Raw genomic sequence first — 16,159 nt, 5'->3', positions numbered from 1 at the left:
AAATGTAAACGATTTGTTTTAAACAAACAAGGAATTATCACAAAAAGTTTGATTTTTCTTTCATTTTCATCAAACAAGAGGTAAGATTTCATCCGGTTCTACATCACAATGATGAAAACACATTTCCTTTTCCGCCTTTTCCTGCGGGAAAGTAAAATAGGTACATGTAGCCTCCGTACAGAGTTCGCCCATGCTGTTATACAATCTTGCTTCTATAACGGCAATATTACGTTTCTGCTCACGCAACGATGCCCGTAACACCAAGTGTGTATCATTGGTAGATATGGATTTACGAAAACGAGTCTCCATTTTGGAGGTCACTCCTCCGGTCTGCAACTTACGGAACACCACCCAACCGCAAATTTCATCCAGCAATACGGACTGGATACCCCCATGCAACGTATTCAACCACCCCTGATACTCCGGACGGGGTTTCCAGATACTTACTATCTCATCGCCGTCTTCATAGAATTCCATTCTTACACCTGCCTCATTATCGGGAGAACAGCCAAAACAATTATAACCTTCCATGTTTTTCCATGGGTTGATAATCTTCTTCATACGATATCTTTATTATATATTTCTTTCACAACTCTTCTGCCACATCATATCTTTCTGTATAGCCTTGTAAATCGTTATACATATACATTACCTTATTAAGGCGACTTGTGCACGAGCGGCAACTAAACCAGATAGTACAACTGTTATTAACAGATATATCCTATGAAAATCCATAATACCTTTACATCTGTTTTTCATTCACAATACTTTTCACAAAGATACGAAATCTTTAAAATGGAATATTAGTAAGAATACAAAAAACAGTGTAAAATCGGAATAAGCGGTTAAGTTTTTCCGATTTCACACTGTTACCAATATTACAGAATATATTACTCTTTACTTCTTGCATTCCATACTAACAACGCCAACAGAACAGACAACAATGCCGCACCTATCCAAAACCAATTGATATACGTAAAATCATAAACTTCTACACCATCAACGAGGCGTTTATTACCCTCAATCAATACACCGCTCATCACATCCTGCAAACCTGCTCCGATATAACTGGCAATACCTACCACTCCCAAAGCTGCACCCGAAGCATTGCGAGGAGCAATATCCACAGCCATTAATCCACCCAGAAAGCAAATTAGCACACCGATACCCAGGCCAAAGAGAATCATCGCTAAAGCATCCATCCAAAAATGTACACCCGGAACAAGCAGGAAAAGACATAGAGCAAACACATTCATCAAACCGAAAATCAAGGCAGGAATATTGCGACGACCGCCAAAAAACCTATCTGAGATAACGCCAGAAAACATTGTTCCTACAATGCCGAATACCGAACTTATAGAAATAATGAAACTGGCATCCAACGTAGAATAGCCCTTCTCAGCCTGCAGATAGAAAACACCCCAGCTATTTACCGCATAGCGGCTGATGTACATGAAAGCACTACTAAGTGCAAGTATCCAAATAGCCGGGTTTCTCAATACCGCTTTTTGAGCACGATTGAACTCCTCCGTCTCTAAAGCATCCATCTCCTTTTTCTTTTCAGGAGCATTGACAGCAGGAAGTCCCTTGCTCTGAGGAGTATCATGGAAAAAACGCCAGACTACCAAAGCGCCAATCAGACCGACAAGGCCAGCACCCAGAAAACCGTAACGCCATCCCAGTGCACTTACAATAGAGGCTACGATAATGAAAGTCATTGCCTCACCGATGTTGTGACTCGCACTCCAAAAGCCGTAAAAAGAACCACGTTTCTTGTCCGTGAACCAACGGGACAAGCCGACCACACAAGAAGCAGCACCCATAGACTGAAACCATCCGCTGATACCCCAAAGAACGGCAAACAGAATAAAAGAATGTACAAATCCCAAACAGAGGTTCACCAAAGCAGTCACCAGCAAACCGGTCGACATAAAACGATTGATATTGCTACGGTCAGCAAGAAAACCGTTCATAAACTTACCTACAGCATAGGTAAAGAACAGCACAGCACCGATAATGCCCAATTCTGTTTCCGAGAAAACGCCCTCATCTACAATCGGTTTCTTTACGACATTCAGGCTCAAACGACAAACATAATACATGCCATAACCAAGTGTAGCAGCAAGAAAAGTAGACCACTGAAAACGTTTCAAACGCTGTTTCTGTTCGGACAAAGATTCTTCATTACAGGGTTTCGGTTGTGAAACCCTGTAAAAGTTTATTATATTCTTCAACATACTTTTAAGTAACCCTTACATCTCAATCATGCAGTTTTCTTTTCCGTAAATAGTCCAGCAAGTAAGCAGGCCTGTCAGTTTGAATGATACGGCATCCTAATGTATCAATTAAGTAGCCATAACCTGAATCCGGATTCTGCAAAGACATATCATCATCATGCCCGCCAGCCATTGTATCCCATAAAGTATTATACCAAATTAGAGAACGTCCATTCAGGGTAGTTGCAAGTTTTTTAGGAAGCAAGTTTGTATCTTTTACAAATAGTAACTCAAAAGCAACTGGAGACATATCTTTAATAAAAGCCTCTATGTGTTTCTCGGCTCCAGAAGCATCAAGGTCAACAATCGGCATATAAATTACATCTTCCAAATAATCACCAAATTGTTTCTTCACTTCGGCAACCGGTCTTCTCCCTTTCATTATAATTTGTTTGGTAGTTCCGGTTTTCTTCATAAGCTCATAAATCTGATCAAAGTAAAGGTCTGCCTGATCCAAATTTATCATGATTTTTCCTTTAGCATGCAACAATGCCTCTTCCAAAGTCGGCACTTTGTGAATAGTACGGATATTACAACCATTTCTCAAATTCAACTTACGAATATCACTCAATGTGTTTTCAGAAACCAATCCTTTTCCGGTAGTAGTACGATCCAATGTGCGGTCGTGCATAAGAATCAGTTCGCCGTCTTTCGTTTTCTTAACATCCAACTCAACAATGTCTACTCCCATTTTAATAGCGTTATCTATTGCTTCCAACGAATTTTCAGGAAAATTACGCCAATCTCCACGATGAGCCACTACAATTACAGAAGTCGAATCGCGACTCATCAGCTTTTCACGAATCTGCGCAACATGATCTTGTGCTGAAAGTTGCAATGCAACAAAGACAGCATACAATAATATATATATTTTTTTCATTTCTATTATTTTTAAAAGCCTGGAGAGTTATCTCTCCAGGATAGTTTATTAATTACTCAACCGTATACCCTTCATTCTGCCAGCCGCCCTTATCACTGACATTCTCTATTTCTGTCTGAGGAATCGGATATAACTGACGATAAGCAGCTATTCCCGGAAATACAGTAGTCATTTGTCCGGTACGTACGATATCAAACCAACGGTCACATTCCAAAGCCAATTCCAAACGCCGTTCTTTATATACAGCCTGACGAAAAATTTCTTTTGTAGATAGCTCTTCTAATGTCTTTCCCATGAGATTAGCATTAATACGAACTGCATTTAAAGCATCCAAAGCTTCCTGTGTAGGAATGGCAGAAAGTTCATTGGCAGCTTCTGCGTACATCAACATCACTTCGGCACAACGCATAACAGGGAAATCCGCACTTGTTTCATTATTTGTTGCGGGAGCATCGAATTTACCCGGCCGCTGACCGCTTCCCGTTGGAGCTACTAACGCTTTCCGATTATCGTCATTATTTTCAAATTCAGCCTGTTCCAAAGATATTATATTACCGTTATCATTATTTCTATATCGATTATTCTGATGAACGGATTCTCCTACACCACCTTTCAGATACTGGACTGCAAAAATTATATCTTTACTAGTCTTTAAATTATTAGGAAAAGTTTGAGGCATAGGTACCAAAGATAAATTCCGCTTAGCATTGATATCAGCAACTACAGAAGTCAATTCATTAATCACTTCTTGATAGTTTTTCATGTATAAATATACTTTTGCCAACAAAGCACGTGCTGCATAAGATGTAGCACGCCCTCGCTCTGATTCATCCCACACTTCCGGCAAACCTTTAGCTACAATCAGGTCTTTGATAATCAAGTCATAAACCTCACTAACAGGAGAACGCTTGTTGTTACGTGCTTCAGCTACAGTCTGCGTTTTTGTAATAATAGGAACCTCTCCCCATAAACGCACTAGATTAAAGTAACACAATGCACGTACAAAAGAAGCCTGTCCTGCTATTTGCGTTCGTTGTTCTTCAGTCATTTGTACTTTCTCCATATTTTGGAGTACAAGATTACAACGATAAATAGTCTTATATAAAGAAAGCCATGCACCCGACAAATTGGAATTAGCCGGAGTTTCGGTAAATACCTCTATTTGATAGGTAATACCACCACTGGCACCAGAATTGTCATTCTTAACATTATCCCCCCGAACTTCCATTAAAGTCATGAACTTAGAACCATATTGATCACTCGATTGCAACTCATCATAAATACCAATAATAGCCCCTTCTAATCCCTTGACATCCGTATAAAAAGTTTCCTCTGTAGGAAAATCAACAGGTTTCAAATCTATAAAATCATTACAACCAGAAAGAGCAATCGCTGTAAAAATAGATATTATTATTTTTTTCATATTATAGTATTTTTAAGATTAAAACGTAAGGTTAACACCTATAGAGGTGGTTCTTGCCAACGGATAAACCCCATAATCCTCACCATTGGTAGTCACTGCACTACGATTGGAAACTTCTGGATTATAACCTTCATAGTGAGTGAATGTAAATGGATTTTGGAGTGAGCAATAGATACGAGCAGATTTTAAATAAACCTTCTTTATCCAATTTTCAGGTAATGTATATCCTAATGAAATATTCTTGATACGTAAATACGAACCATCCTCTACATGCCAAGTAGATGTAGTACCATTCTGTCCTTTGCTAACACGATTGGCACGCACGTTCATTCCACTTCCCGGCTCATCTTCCGACTTCCAACGGTTTAAAGCACCCTTATAATTATTCATATTCCCTTCATGATTATAAAAATAGCGCCGAGAAAGATTCAAGATTTCATTTCCTTGAACACCCTGAAATACGATGCCAAAGTCAATACCTTTCCAAGCTAACGTTGCACCAAAGCCGTAAGTAAAGTCCGGCATATAATTACCTACAATAGCACGGTCTGTATCTGAGATATCAAGCACTTTATCACCATTCACATCTTTAAACTTGAAGTCTCCGGGTTTCGTGTCTGCCAAACCGTAGTTTGTTGGAGAATCCATATAGTGCAAGGTTGCATCCACTTCTTCCTGATTCTTGAAAACTCCCTCTACTACAGGTAAATAATAACTTCCAATAGGCTCACCTACACGGGTTATAAAATAAGCATTACTCACTGAACCGGAAGAAATTATATCTGCATTACCAGGCCCGAGCTCCTTTACTTCATTGATGTTTTTCGAAATATTAAAATATACACTCCAATTAAAATCACCCATCTTCTGGTTGGTAGCAATATTAAATTCCACACCTTTGTTATTGACTTTACCAATATTTTCCAGACGAGTTTTATACCCTGTTGTCATCGGAACCGGAACATCCAATAATAAATCATAAGTATTACTATTGTATAAGTCCAAACCCAAAGTCAGACGGTTTTTAAATAATGATGCATCAAAACCAATATTAACTTGAGCTGTCTTCTCCCAATGTAGTTCAGGATTAGGCATACTCTTGGGGGCAGCTCCCTTAACAACATCTGCACTATTCCCACCTAATACATAGCTGTAATAAGCAACTTCTCCCTGAGCCCCATAATTGGGAATACGGAAATTACCCGTCAAACCATAACTGGCACGAAGTTTCAAATCATCAATAAAGGTCAATGATTTCATAAAAGGCTCTTCCGTTAAACGCCATCCCGCCGATACCGAAGGGAACCACCCCCAACGATTATCCTTACCAAAACGAGAGGCACCATCTGCACGAAGTGCTCCAGTAACCATATATTTACCCTTATAATTATATTGGACTCTAGCAAGTCCTGAAAGCAAAGCCCACTCAGAAGCATGAGAGTCTCCGCGCGTTACAGTACCGGCATTCAGAGTAGGCACATTATTTGTTATAAATCCATTAGCAAAAGCGTATGTACTCTCATCGCGCTGATATTGCATAGTCCACCCTGCCAACGCAGAAATAGAATGCCCTTTAATATCCTTATTATAGGTTACAGTTTGCTCAAACAACCAATTATACATCTTAGCCGTTTTGGCTGTTGCTTCAGGCTCAGATTCCGGATTACCTTCCGTATTGGCAACAGGAATAGTAGATGGACGAAATGTATCTTGTGAGCTGTTGTAAATATCTATACCAAAATTTGCACGATATTTTAATTCGGGCATAAAAGCTACTTCTCCATAAACATTACCAAATATACGGGAAGCTTTTGTTTCATCCTTTTGCAACAAAGCCAATGCTACCGGATTCCACACTTGAGTTTGGCTATTTCCTTTTTTAACAGAACCATCCTCTAGTATCGTCTGGGTATTCGGACTCCAAGCATTCTGTGCAAAACAAAAAGAACCATCAGCATTGTAAACAGGAAATATAGGAGCACTATGCAAAGCTGAAGCAATAATGCCACCACCATCCTTATTATAAGCACCATCAGAGTTCACTGCATTCTCTATCGTTACAGACGGATTTAAAGAGAGCCCAAACTTAAAAATACCTTCAGTAACATCCAGATTAAAACGAGAACTATATCTCGTAAAATCACTGTTAATAATTACACCGTCTTGTGACAAGTAATCTACAGAAGCATAATATTTTATCTTCTGACTTCCACCAGATACCGAAACAGAATGATTCTGCATACCTGCCGTACGAAAAATCTCGTCTTGCCAATCTGTATCAACCAATCCCTTTTCACCCCTTAGATAAGGTAAGATTTCAACCGGAACAATCGTATTATAATCATTACCGGTATTTTGTAAACGTATGGCATTACTATCAGTAATACTAAAGGCCAAAGGCTGTTTATTTTGAGCGATACGTTTACGGTTTACCGCTTCCATTTTATCTACATAGGTATTATTTCGAGCGTCGTTTACCAAATCGGCATATTCGTAAGCGTTCAGCATATCTATTTTTTTAGATACAGTCTGCCAACCATAATATCCATTATAAGAAACCGTAGCTCGTCCTTCCTGTCCTTTCTTGGTAGTAATCAGCACTACGCCATTAGAGCCTCGCGACCCATAAATAGCAGAAGAGGAAGCATCTTTCAGAACCTCAATAGACTCCACATCATTCATGTTGAAAGTATTCAGTTGCTCTTTGGCAAGAGGTACTCCATCTACTACATACAACGGTGATGTTCCAGCAGTAATAGTACCTGTACCGCGCACCTTAATTTGTAAAGAAGAACCCGGTGCACCTGTAGATTGTGAAACTTGTACACCCGGCATTTTGCCAACCATTGCTTCAGCCATAGAAGTTACAGGCTGTCCTTTCAAATCACTGGCACGTATACTGGCAATAGCAGTTGTCACATCGCGCTTCTTCTGTACACCATATCCTACTACTACAACTTCATCCAGCAATTCATTATCCTCTTTCATCATTATTTTATCAAGTCCTTTGCCATTGGCTTTCAACTCTACTGTCTGATAACCGATATATGAAAAGGCAAGTAATGCATTTTCCGGCACATCTATCAAATTATAATTTCCATCCATATCAGTAATTACACCATTAGTAGTGCCTTTTACCAATACACTGGCACCAATGATAGGTTCACCATCTTGATCGACAACTCTTCCCTTGATATTTCTCAGTTTTATACCTTTCGAAGTGCCTTGTCCGGTTTTCTGTTTACCAACAGATATTGTATGATTATCCCTATTGAAATACAATTTTGTCTGTAAAGTAATACGCTCCAAAACATCCTGTAGAGAGGCACTTGATACTTTGAGGGTAATGCGGGGAGCTGAATTAACAATTTCTTGATCATAGAAAAACTTCAGTCCTGTTTGTATACTCAATTGATTAAAGACATTTTCTGCCGTTTCGTTCTGAACATTTAATGTTATGCCCTTCACTTCTTGCGCCTGTATATAATAACTTGTAAATGAAAAGCATATGAAAAGTAAAAAAGCTAAAAATGAATGTACATTTTCAGATTTCCTTTTTGTATTAGGAAGATTATTCATAAATTTGTGCGTTTTAGTAATTGTAATAAATTATTTAAAACAAAGGTTTGTAATACACGAGACGCTATTCACACGGGTCGAAACGAATGAATATCTGTCCGGATTACTAGTATAGGGGCTGCTCTGAGAGATAGCTCCTATTTTTTGGCAGATTAAGATGGTGGTTTCATATCCGATATAGACTAATGTTTAACAATACAAATATAATACACTGTAGTTCTCAAAGACAGGGGTGTATTTTATATTTTTTCACTATTTATAGAGCTGAATCATATTCCCCATTCTCTTGTAATGAATACCGCTTGTATACTCCACAGCCTGTAATACAGCGTCCAAACTCTTATTATCATGTTCACCAGAAATGAGATTGTCAAAATTCTGTCCCTCAGCAAAAGTAATGCGACAATTATACATACGCTCCAATTCTTTAGCCACATCATGTATCGGAGTACTATTGAAACGTAAATTACCTTTTCGCCAAACCGCCATAGTGCGTTCTTCGCGCCTCTTATTATATTCTCCTGAAACAGTATTGATAAGCACCTGCTCTTTAGCACGTAGACGCATCATCGCTTCCGGCAAATCAACCTGGACTTTACCACTTTCCACATCTACTGATACTACCTCGTCCGAAGAATAAGATTTGATATTAAAACAAGTACCCAAGACACGCACATCGAAGTGGCGGGTATCCACTACGAAAGGCTGCTTCTCATTATGATATACGCGAAAATACCCTTCACCTTCCAGTTCTATTCTACGTTCCTTACCGGTAAAACGATCTGGATAGTGAACACGCGAACAAGAGTTTAATATCAATGTCGTACCATCGGGAAGCTGTACTTCCTTGCGTTCGCCAAAAGAAGTAGAAGCCTCTAAATAAGATACCTGTGTTCTATCTATATAACGAATGTAACTAATACTGCCAAATACAAGACAAACCATCGCAGCCACACTTGACACAGCCAATGCAGCCCGACGAATCCACATACGTTTCTTATGCTCTATGCGCTTTAATAACAGTCGCGCCTCTTTTTTATATTGTTCGCGTTCAAGGTCTGTCTGCGGTGATTGCAGGGAAGTTTCTTCCCATACTTCAGCAGCCAGATCCTGAAGCATATCTGTATCATACTCCGAAGTCTGTAACTCATCCAACAACTTACGGGCATCATCCATTGTATACAGATCGTCCAAATAACGACGCAGCAGTGATTTATTATTTTCACTATTTTTCATAAAATATAATTCTAAATGAAGCAAGATTATTAAAAATAACCCTTTGACATTAAGATATACACATAAGAAAAGAATGACTGGGGTGTGATTAATATTTTTTAATATACACTGTTAACCAAAAGCCTTTATTAATAATAAAATCATGATTATCAACAACTTAAAACACAAAAAAGCACAAGATAAAGTCAGTGATTCTACATAAATAAGCAAGTTCAAATCAATATTTTTTGTCGAATAAATACCTGAATTTATCATTTTATAAATTCAAACAAATAAGAATCAAAATCAAATCAGAACCTACTATCGAATTCTTTTCCAAATAAGCACGCAGTGTTTTCAATGATATGGAAATGGATTCTTGTACCGTATTAACAGAAATACCTAATACTTCAGCTATTTCACGATGAGACATTTGTTGCTCCCGACTCATCTCGAATATTTCACGTTGGCGAGGGGTCAACTGTTGCAATGCACAGGAAATAAATTGCCGCAAGTCGTTTGCTATAATTTCATCTCTTGTTTCGTTGGTATAATTCACAGCTTGTGAAAGTATCTGTTCCCTTAATTTATCTTGATAAGACAAATCGCGTAGCTGATTCAGTATACGGTTTCGCACGATTGTATACAGATAAGCGGAAAATGAAGCATCCGGATTGATGAAACGGCGTCCCTGCCACACTATTGTAAAAGCATCCTGAAAAATATCTTCCGCATATTCACGCGATTTCAAAAAGCGCATAGCAAAGTATATCAAACGATTCTTATAGGCAGCATAAAGCTCACAAAAAGCATCTTCTTCTCCTTCAATCAAACGAAGTACCAAAGAACGTTCATCACTAGGAATTTTGGTTGCGTACATACTGTATTTTTAGATTTTGCGACAAAGGTATCGTTATGATGTTACAAACCTATGTAAAATTCAGGAAATAAAAAAGGAAAAGGACGTATTCTACTCTTTATTAAACGGAAATTCACTATCTTCGTATCAATAAAGCAATAATAGAATGCTAAGAGGAATCTGCTTTTGCATATGTATGTCGGTGATGCTTTCTTTGTTTGCCCAAAATAAAGAAAGCAATTTTATTGCACCTGACCGTACTGTCCATAAACGTTCGGAAATTATCAAAAGAGCAATAAAAAAATTCCTCGATTTCAGCGATTTCGATACAGCATATATCAGCCCCAATCGATATAACTACGCCTTAATGCTCGATCATTTCACTAATTACGAATACTATTCCGTAGGAAGCGGTACCCCCGAACCGCAACGTTTGCGTTTCTCACCAAAACCACATAATAAAATAGGCGTTTACTTTGGCTGGCGCTGGCTTTTTCTAGGATGGGCTGTTGATGCAGACGGACTTTACGGAAAGAAAAATGGGAAAAAAAGAGGCAGAGAGTTCGACTTCAGTCTTTACAGTTCTAAACTAGGTGTGGATATTTTTTATAAACGTACCGGAAACTCTTACAAAATACACAAAATAACAGGGTTCTCTGACCGTATTCCAACCGATTATTCTGAAGATTTCAACGGGCTGAAAGTAAAGATGAAAGGGTTGAATCTATATTATATATTCAATAACAGACGCTTTTCTTATCCTGCCGCTTTCAGCCAGTCCACCAACCAGCGGCGCAGTGCCGGCTCTTTTATTACCGGATTTTCCGTATCTGCGCATAATCTGGATTTTGATTACACCCAATTGCCCCCTATCATTCAGGAAACGATGAATCCGGGCATGAAAGTAAATCATATAAAATACACCAATATCAGCCTTAACTTCGGCTATGCCTATAACTGGGTATTTGCACGCAACTGCCTTGCCTGCTTGTCACTTAATCCGGCAGTAGCCTACAAAACCTCACGCATCAGAAAAGCGGAAGAAGAAACAGACGAATGGTACAAAAACTTCAATATCGACTTCATCCTGCGTGTAGGTATCGTGTACAACAACAGCAAATATTTTGCAGGTACTTCATTCGTAGGCAGAACATACGATTATTACCGGAACAATTTCTCATTGAACAACGGCTTCGGGACACTGCAAGTGTATGCAGGCTTTAACTTCTGCTTGAAAAAGGAACACCGCAAGAAAAAACAATGACAGCCCGTTCTCATCAGAAAGAATAAGTACAAGCCACTCCTACTATATTTTTTCGCGCCTTACTCTCCCACTGACGGCAATAAAAGACGTCCGCTTCCCAACAATCAGAAAACAACGGAAGCACCACTCCGCCACGATAACGCATACGCTGTACATCAAACCGTTCTCCACGGTTCAATCCGTTATACATTTCAACAGAAGCGTAAGGCTCTATCTTGCATTTCGGAATATCATACGCCAATTTAACACGCGAACGCCAACGAAACTCATCGCCACTGCTGTCGAAAGTATGTTGAAAACGCTCACGAAGTGAAACCTTCAGTCTTTGTACACGCGTGGAAAGCGTTCCGTCAAAATGATAACGGTGACGGAATTTCCAACCGGCTTCTCCACGATTGCGGTAATGGATTTCGTAACCGGCCGCTACTTTCAGAAAAGGAAGCACAGAATAGGCTCCACCCACATCCAATCCCCAGCGGTCTGTCTTACCCAAATCATCCTTTGTACGCCATTCCAATTTTCCGGACAAGGTAAATGCCGGCTTTACTTTATATTTAAAACCAGCACTTGCCCATGTAGTAAAGTCTTTCTCCTGTGCATGCAGAAAAGCAGGTACAATACATAATACTGCTACTACCCAACCATAGATTTTCCACGTATAAGAATCCTTTTTTACCATAACAGTTCCTGAATATATCATTTAACATTGATTTCACGTGTGCAAAGCTAAAGATTAATTCTGTAACAAAACTGTAATATCAGATTTCTTTACACAAAACCGATTGTTACGGCAAAAAATCCAAGTTGTTTTTTCAGGATAGCGGAATTATGGCTAAAAAACGACTTGTCCGTGCGAAATTTCTTTCAAATGCTTCTCTATCTTTTCAAAGAAAGAAGCCAGATGCGACCCGTCTACAAAAGCATGGTTCACATATATGGAAAGCGGAAAGACCAGACGCTCTCCGCGGGACACTACTTTACCGGCAGTCATCAACGGATGGCTGCAACCGTTACCGGCTTCGGCAACGGTATAAGTAGTTGAAGTGAAATACATCTTGGGCACTGCACTCAAATGCACCACATCGTAATCACCTTGTTGCATCAATACTCTTTCAGCGTTATAAGGGTCTCCGTCCTCAGGGATGTTTGTAATCAGTGCATGGGCCTCGGCATAAAAATGTTTGAAGTCTTCATGATAAGGAATACGAACCGTATAAAAAGTCTTTCCCGGAACAGCTATCGGAGAAATAATGTCCACCCGATCATGAAAAATGACCTGTCCGTTCTTGTCTGTACGGTAACGGAGTTCGTCCACCTCGTTGGCTGAACGGAGAACCGCATACAGGTAATAAAGAAAAAAAGAGTGTCCGGACTGTTTTGCAGCAGCACTGGCCTCCGTACAGTCTATCTCGGTAGTCACCGAATACCATGAATTTAAAAACGTTCGGAAAAAGCCGTAATTGTCACGACGTTCCCAAGTGTCAATGTCGATAATGTGTTTCATAAATAAAAAACGGATTATGAAAAAAGGACGCTTATACAGCATCCTTTTTCCAATTTAATTTATCATTTCTCTTTTTTGTAGTTCTCCAATCCGGTCTGCAAGAACTCAATGTACTTCGGAATACTCTCATCATACGAATATGACTTATTGAGTGGTTTGCCTTCATTGTCAATCAACACATAGAAAGGCTGCGCATTTGCACCGAACTTTACACGCTGCAAATAACTCCACTTATCGCCCACCGTACGCAAAGTACGTTCCGTACCATTCTCCACAATCTTCACCGGTGAAGAAAGCGGAGTTTTGTTATCTACATAAAGTGTAATGAGTACATAGTCATTATTAATAATATCGCTAACTTTAGGGTCGGTCCATACGGCAAGTTCCATCTTACGGCAGTTCACACAACCGTAACCGGTAAAGTCAAGCATCACCGGCTTGCCATGCTGGCGGGCATACTCCATACCGAGGTCGTAATCATCGAACTTGGCATGCACCTCATTATTGTAAAGATTGAAATCCTGAGTCTGCATGGGCGGCGCAAAAGCGCTGACAGCTTTCAACGGCGCTCCCCACAAACCGGGAAGCATATATACGGCAAACGCCAATGAGGCCAATGCCATGAAGAAACGGGGTACACTGACTTTTGTGTCATCATCATCGTGCGGGAACTTGACTTTGCCCAACAGATAGAATCCAAGCAGGGCAAACAGCACAATCCATAAAGCCAGGAATGTCTCACGGTCGAGTATGCGCCAACCGTAAGCCAAGTCAGCAACGGAAAGGAATTTCAACGCAAACGCCAATTCCAGGAATCCAAGCGTTACCTTGATTACATTCATCCAACCGCCTGATTTGGGCATTGACTTCAGCCAGGACGGGAACAATGCAAACAAAGTGAACGGCAGTGCCAAGGCAATGGCAAAGCCCAACATGCCAATAGCCGGAGCTATCATGTTACCGGTAGTGGACACTTGTACCAACAAGAAACCGATAATAGGACCTGTACATGAGAATGACACCAATGACAATGTAAATGCCATTAAGAATATGCTCAGCAAACCGCCTGTTTTTTCTGCTTTTGAATCCACGGCATTACTCCATTTGGAAGGAAGCGTAATTTCAAAAGCCCCAAAGAAAGAAGCTGCGAAAACGACCAGCATCAAAAAGAAGAAGATGTTAAAAACAGCATTCGTCGACAATGAGTTCAAAGCATTGGCGCCAAATATCCCGGTAACCAACAGCCCTAAACCAACATATATCACTACAATAGACGCACCGTATGTCCAGGCATCGCGGATACCTTTCTTCTTATCTTTACTGCGTTTCAGGAAGAAGCTGACAGTCATAGGGATAATTGGCCATACGCAAGGCGTAAACAAAGCCAGCAGTCCACCTACAAATCCTGTGATAAAAATATAAATCCAAGACATATCTTCCTGTGAAACGGTTTCGCCTAATGCTTGCAGTTCATCGATAACCGGCTTCCAAAGATCGGTGGTTCCATCACCGGCAACATTTATTCCGGTATTGCTTTCCGCACCGCCAATAACGGCCATAGCTGCGGTTTGAGCGGTATCAGAAGATTTTTCCAATTCTACATTTCCGGCATCCGCAGCCTTATCGGCTGCCGGTCCATTAACGGTTGTACCTTCCGCCTTGCCCGAAAACTTAAACGGCACTTGTGTAGGCGGTAAACAATTCTCATCATTACATGCGCCATATTCCAAAAAACCTTCTACCTTATATTCGCCACCGGTCAGTTTCAACTTCTGTACGAACTGAGCGGTATTTTCAAAATAGCGCACTTTCATTTCAAACAACTTATCGAATGCGGCCACCTCTTTCCCTACCGGTTTTAATTTTCCGACAAGTTCCGCACCTGAAATGGACTCGACATTGAATGTGGCCGATATAGGTCCGCCATCGCCCAAATCGGTCGAGTACACATGCCAGCCCTTATCAATAGTTCCGGTAAAGACAACTTCCGCTTCACCAGCCTGCGAAGTCTTTAATTCCGACTTAAACTTAACCGGCTCTTGTATCTGTGCTTGTACCACTACGGCAAACAGCAACAGAAGTATGGAGAATATACTTTTCTTCATGTTATTATCCCATATTTTATTTATACTTCATAGTCTACACAAGCACGGCTTTCCTTAACCTCGGCTATAAGCTTACCGGCAGCTACATGATCGGGATGTGCAGCATAGAATTTCACATCGTCCAAAGTATCGAACTCACTGTAAAGAGCTATACTCCAAGTCTCAGCCGGATTAATGTTCAATCCCACTTCAATCTTACGTATAACTGGTATTTTAGCAGACAGCGCTTCAATAGCTTTCTTAAAATCATTCATCGCCGCTAACTTTTCGTCAGCAGAAGCTTCGTCTTTCAGCTTAAATAATACAATATGCTTTACCATAACTTTGTTATTTAAATGATTTAATCTATATTTGTCAATCGAAACAATAACATTTTTAAGACACAAAAATACTCGTTTTTTTCAAATATATACTTAAACGGATGTTAATAATAGGAATTGCAGGCGGAACCGGGTCGGGAAAGACCACCGTCGTACGTAAAATTGTTGAAAGCCTGCCGGCTGGTGAAGTAGTTTTATTACCTCAGGACTCTTATTACAAAGACAGTAGCCATGTGCCAGTAGAAGAACGGCAGAATATTAATTTCGACCACCCGGATGCTTTCGACTGGGGACTTTTGTCCAAACACGTATCCATGCTTCGCGAAGGCAAAAGCATCGAACAACCTACCTATTCCTACCTGACCTGCACGCGACAGCCCGAAACAATCCACATCGAGCCTCGGGAAGTCATTATCATTGAAGGCATCCTTGCCCTATGTGACAAGAAGCTGCGCAACATGATGGACCTCAGAATCTTTGTTGACGCAGACCCGGACGAACGCCTTATCCGCGTCATCCAGCGCGATGTCGTAGAGCGTGGCCGCACGGCCGAAGCTGTAATGGAACGCTACACGCGTATTCTGAAGCCTATGCATCTGCAATTTATAGAGCCTTGCAAGCGATATGCCGATCTTATCGTACCGGAAGGCGGAAACAATCAGGTAGCAATCGATATTCTCACAATGTATATCAAAAAACATTTATAAATAATTCGAACAGTACATATGGCCGAG

The 16,159-nt window shown here is 40.2% G+C and carries 13 protein-coding genes; 2 read left to right on the top strand and 11 right to left on the bottom strand.

Going from position 1 to position 16,159, the window contains the following annotated elements:
- Positions 1–69: 69 nt before the first annotated feature.
- The 7 genes from AB5903_RS04130 to AB5903_RS04100 form a co-directional block, all read right to left on the bottom strand.
- A complete protein-coding gene (locus AB5903_RS04130) occupies positions 70–561 on the bottom strand; it encodes a PaaI family thioesterase (RefSeq protein ID WP_005654789.1) in 492 nt (163 codons plus the stop codon).
- 329 nt (positions 562–890) lie between these two features.
- Positions 891–2,237 carry an MFS transporter gene (locus AB5903_RS04125; protein WP_016661367.1) on the bottom strand — a complete coding sequence of 449 codons (1,347 nt, stop codon included), beginning with the start codon at positions 2,235–2,237 and terminating at the stop codon, positions 891–893.
- Positions 2,238–2,259: 22 nt separating this feature from the next.
- A complete protein-coding gene (locus tag AB5903_RS04120) occupies positions 2,260–3,156 on the bottom strand; it encodes a glycerophosphodiester phosphodiesterase family protein (protein WP_005654785.1) in 897 nt (298 codons plus the stop codon).
- Between the two features lie 52 nt (positions 3,157–3,208).
- A complete protein-coding gene (locus AB5903_RS04115) occupies positions 3,209–4,579 on the bottom strand; it encodes a RagB/SusD family nutrient uptake outer membrane protein (RefSeq protein ID WP_016661368.1) in 1,371 nt (456 codons plus the stop codon).
- Positions 4,580–4,597: 18 nt separating this feature from the next.
- Positions 4,598–8,158, bottom strand: a complete 3,561-nt coding sequence (locus AB5903_RS04110) for a TonB-dependent receptor (protein ID WP_368117663.1) — start codon at positions 8,156–8,158, stop codon at positions 4,598–4,600.
- Between the two features lie 252 nt (positions 8,159–8,410).
- Positions 8,411–9,394, bottom strand: coding sequence for a FecR family protein (locus AB5903_RS04105; RefSeq protein WP_005654779.1), 984 nt, complete (start codon positions 9,392–9,394; stop codon positions 8,411–8,413).
- Positions 9,395–9,650: 256 nt separating this feature from the next.
- The gene (locus AB5903_RS04100) at positions 9,651–10,253 is read right to left on the bottom strand and encodes an RNA polymerase sigma-70 factor (protein WP_005654773.1); all 603 of its coding nucleotides are present in this window, start codon (positions 10,251–10,253) and stop codon (positions 9,651–9,653) included.
- A gap of 145 nt (positions 10,254–10,398) precedes the next feature.
- Here AB5903_RS04100 and AB5903_RS04095 point away from each other — a divergent pair, with 145 nt between their 5' ends.
- The gene (locus tag AB5903_RS04095; protein ID WP_195658119.1) at positions 10,399–11,496 is read left to right on the top strand and encodes a DUF4421 domain-containing protein; all 1,098 of its coding nucleotides are present in this window, start codon (positions 10,399–10,401) and stop codon (positions 11,494–11,496) included.
- A gap of 13 nt (positions 11,497–11,509) precedes the next feature.
- On the opposite strand, the gene AB5903_RS04090 is transcribed toward AB5903_RS04095, so the two are convergent.
- From AB5903_RS04090 to AB5903_RS04075, 4 genes are all read right to left on the bottom strand, one after another.
- The gene (locus AB5903_RS04090) at positions 11,510–12,175 is read right to left on the bottom strand and encodes a DUF2490 domain-containing protein (RefSeq protein WP_368117662.1); all 666 of its coding nucleotides are present in this window, start codon (positions 12,173–12,175) and stop codon (positions 11,510–11,512) included.
- A gap of 153 nt (positions 12,176–12,328) precedes the next feature.
- Entirely contained in the window at positions 12,329–13,000 is a 672-nt protein-coding gene (locus AB5903_RS04085) for a CatA-like O-acetyltransferase (protein ID WP_117902639.1), read from the bottom strand.
- A 62-nt stretch (positions 13,001–13,062) separates the two neighbouring features.
- The gene (locus AB5903_RS04080; RefSeq protein ID WP_272710773.1) at positions 13,063–15,105 is read right to left on the bottom strand and encodes a cytochrome c biogenesis protein CcdA; all 2,043 of its coding nucleotides are present in this window, start codon (positions 15,103–15,105) and stop codon (positions 13,063–13,065) included.
- Between the two features lie 20 nt (positions 15,106–15,125).
- Positions 15,126–15,425 carry a Dabb family protein gene (locus tag AB5903_RS04075; RefSeq protein ID WP_016661375.1) on the bottom strand — a complete coding sequence of 100 codons (300 nt, stop codon included), beginning with the start codon at positions 15,423–15,425 and terminating at the stop codon, positions 15,126–15,128.
- A gap of 101 nt (positions 15,426–15,526) precedes the next feature.
- Here AB5903_RS04075 and udk point away from each other — a divergent pair, with 101 nt between their 5' ends.
- The gene (udk, locus tag AB5903_RS04070) at positions 15,527–16,132 is read left to right on the top strand and encodes a uridine kinase (protein WP_005654761.1); all 606 of its coding nucleotides are present in this window, start codon (positions 15,527–15,529) and stop codon (positions 16,130–16,132) included.
- Positions 16,133–16,159: the final 27 nt, after the last annotated feature.

Source organism: Bacteroides sp. 2201st1_D9_2201SCRN_220225, assembly GCF_040928965.1.
Lineage (GTDB): Bacteria > Bacteroidota > Bacteroidia > Bacteroidales > Bacteroidaceae > Bacteroides > Bacteroides stercoris.
Note: the sequence above shows the minus strand (reverse complement) of the source record. Positions and strands in the feature narration are given on the sequence as shown.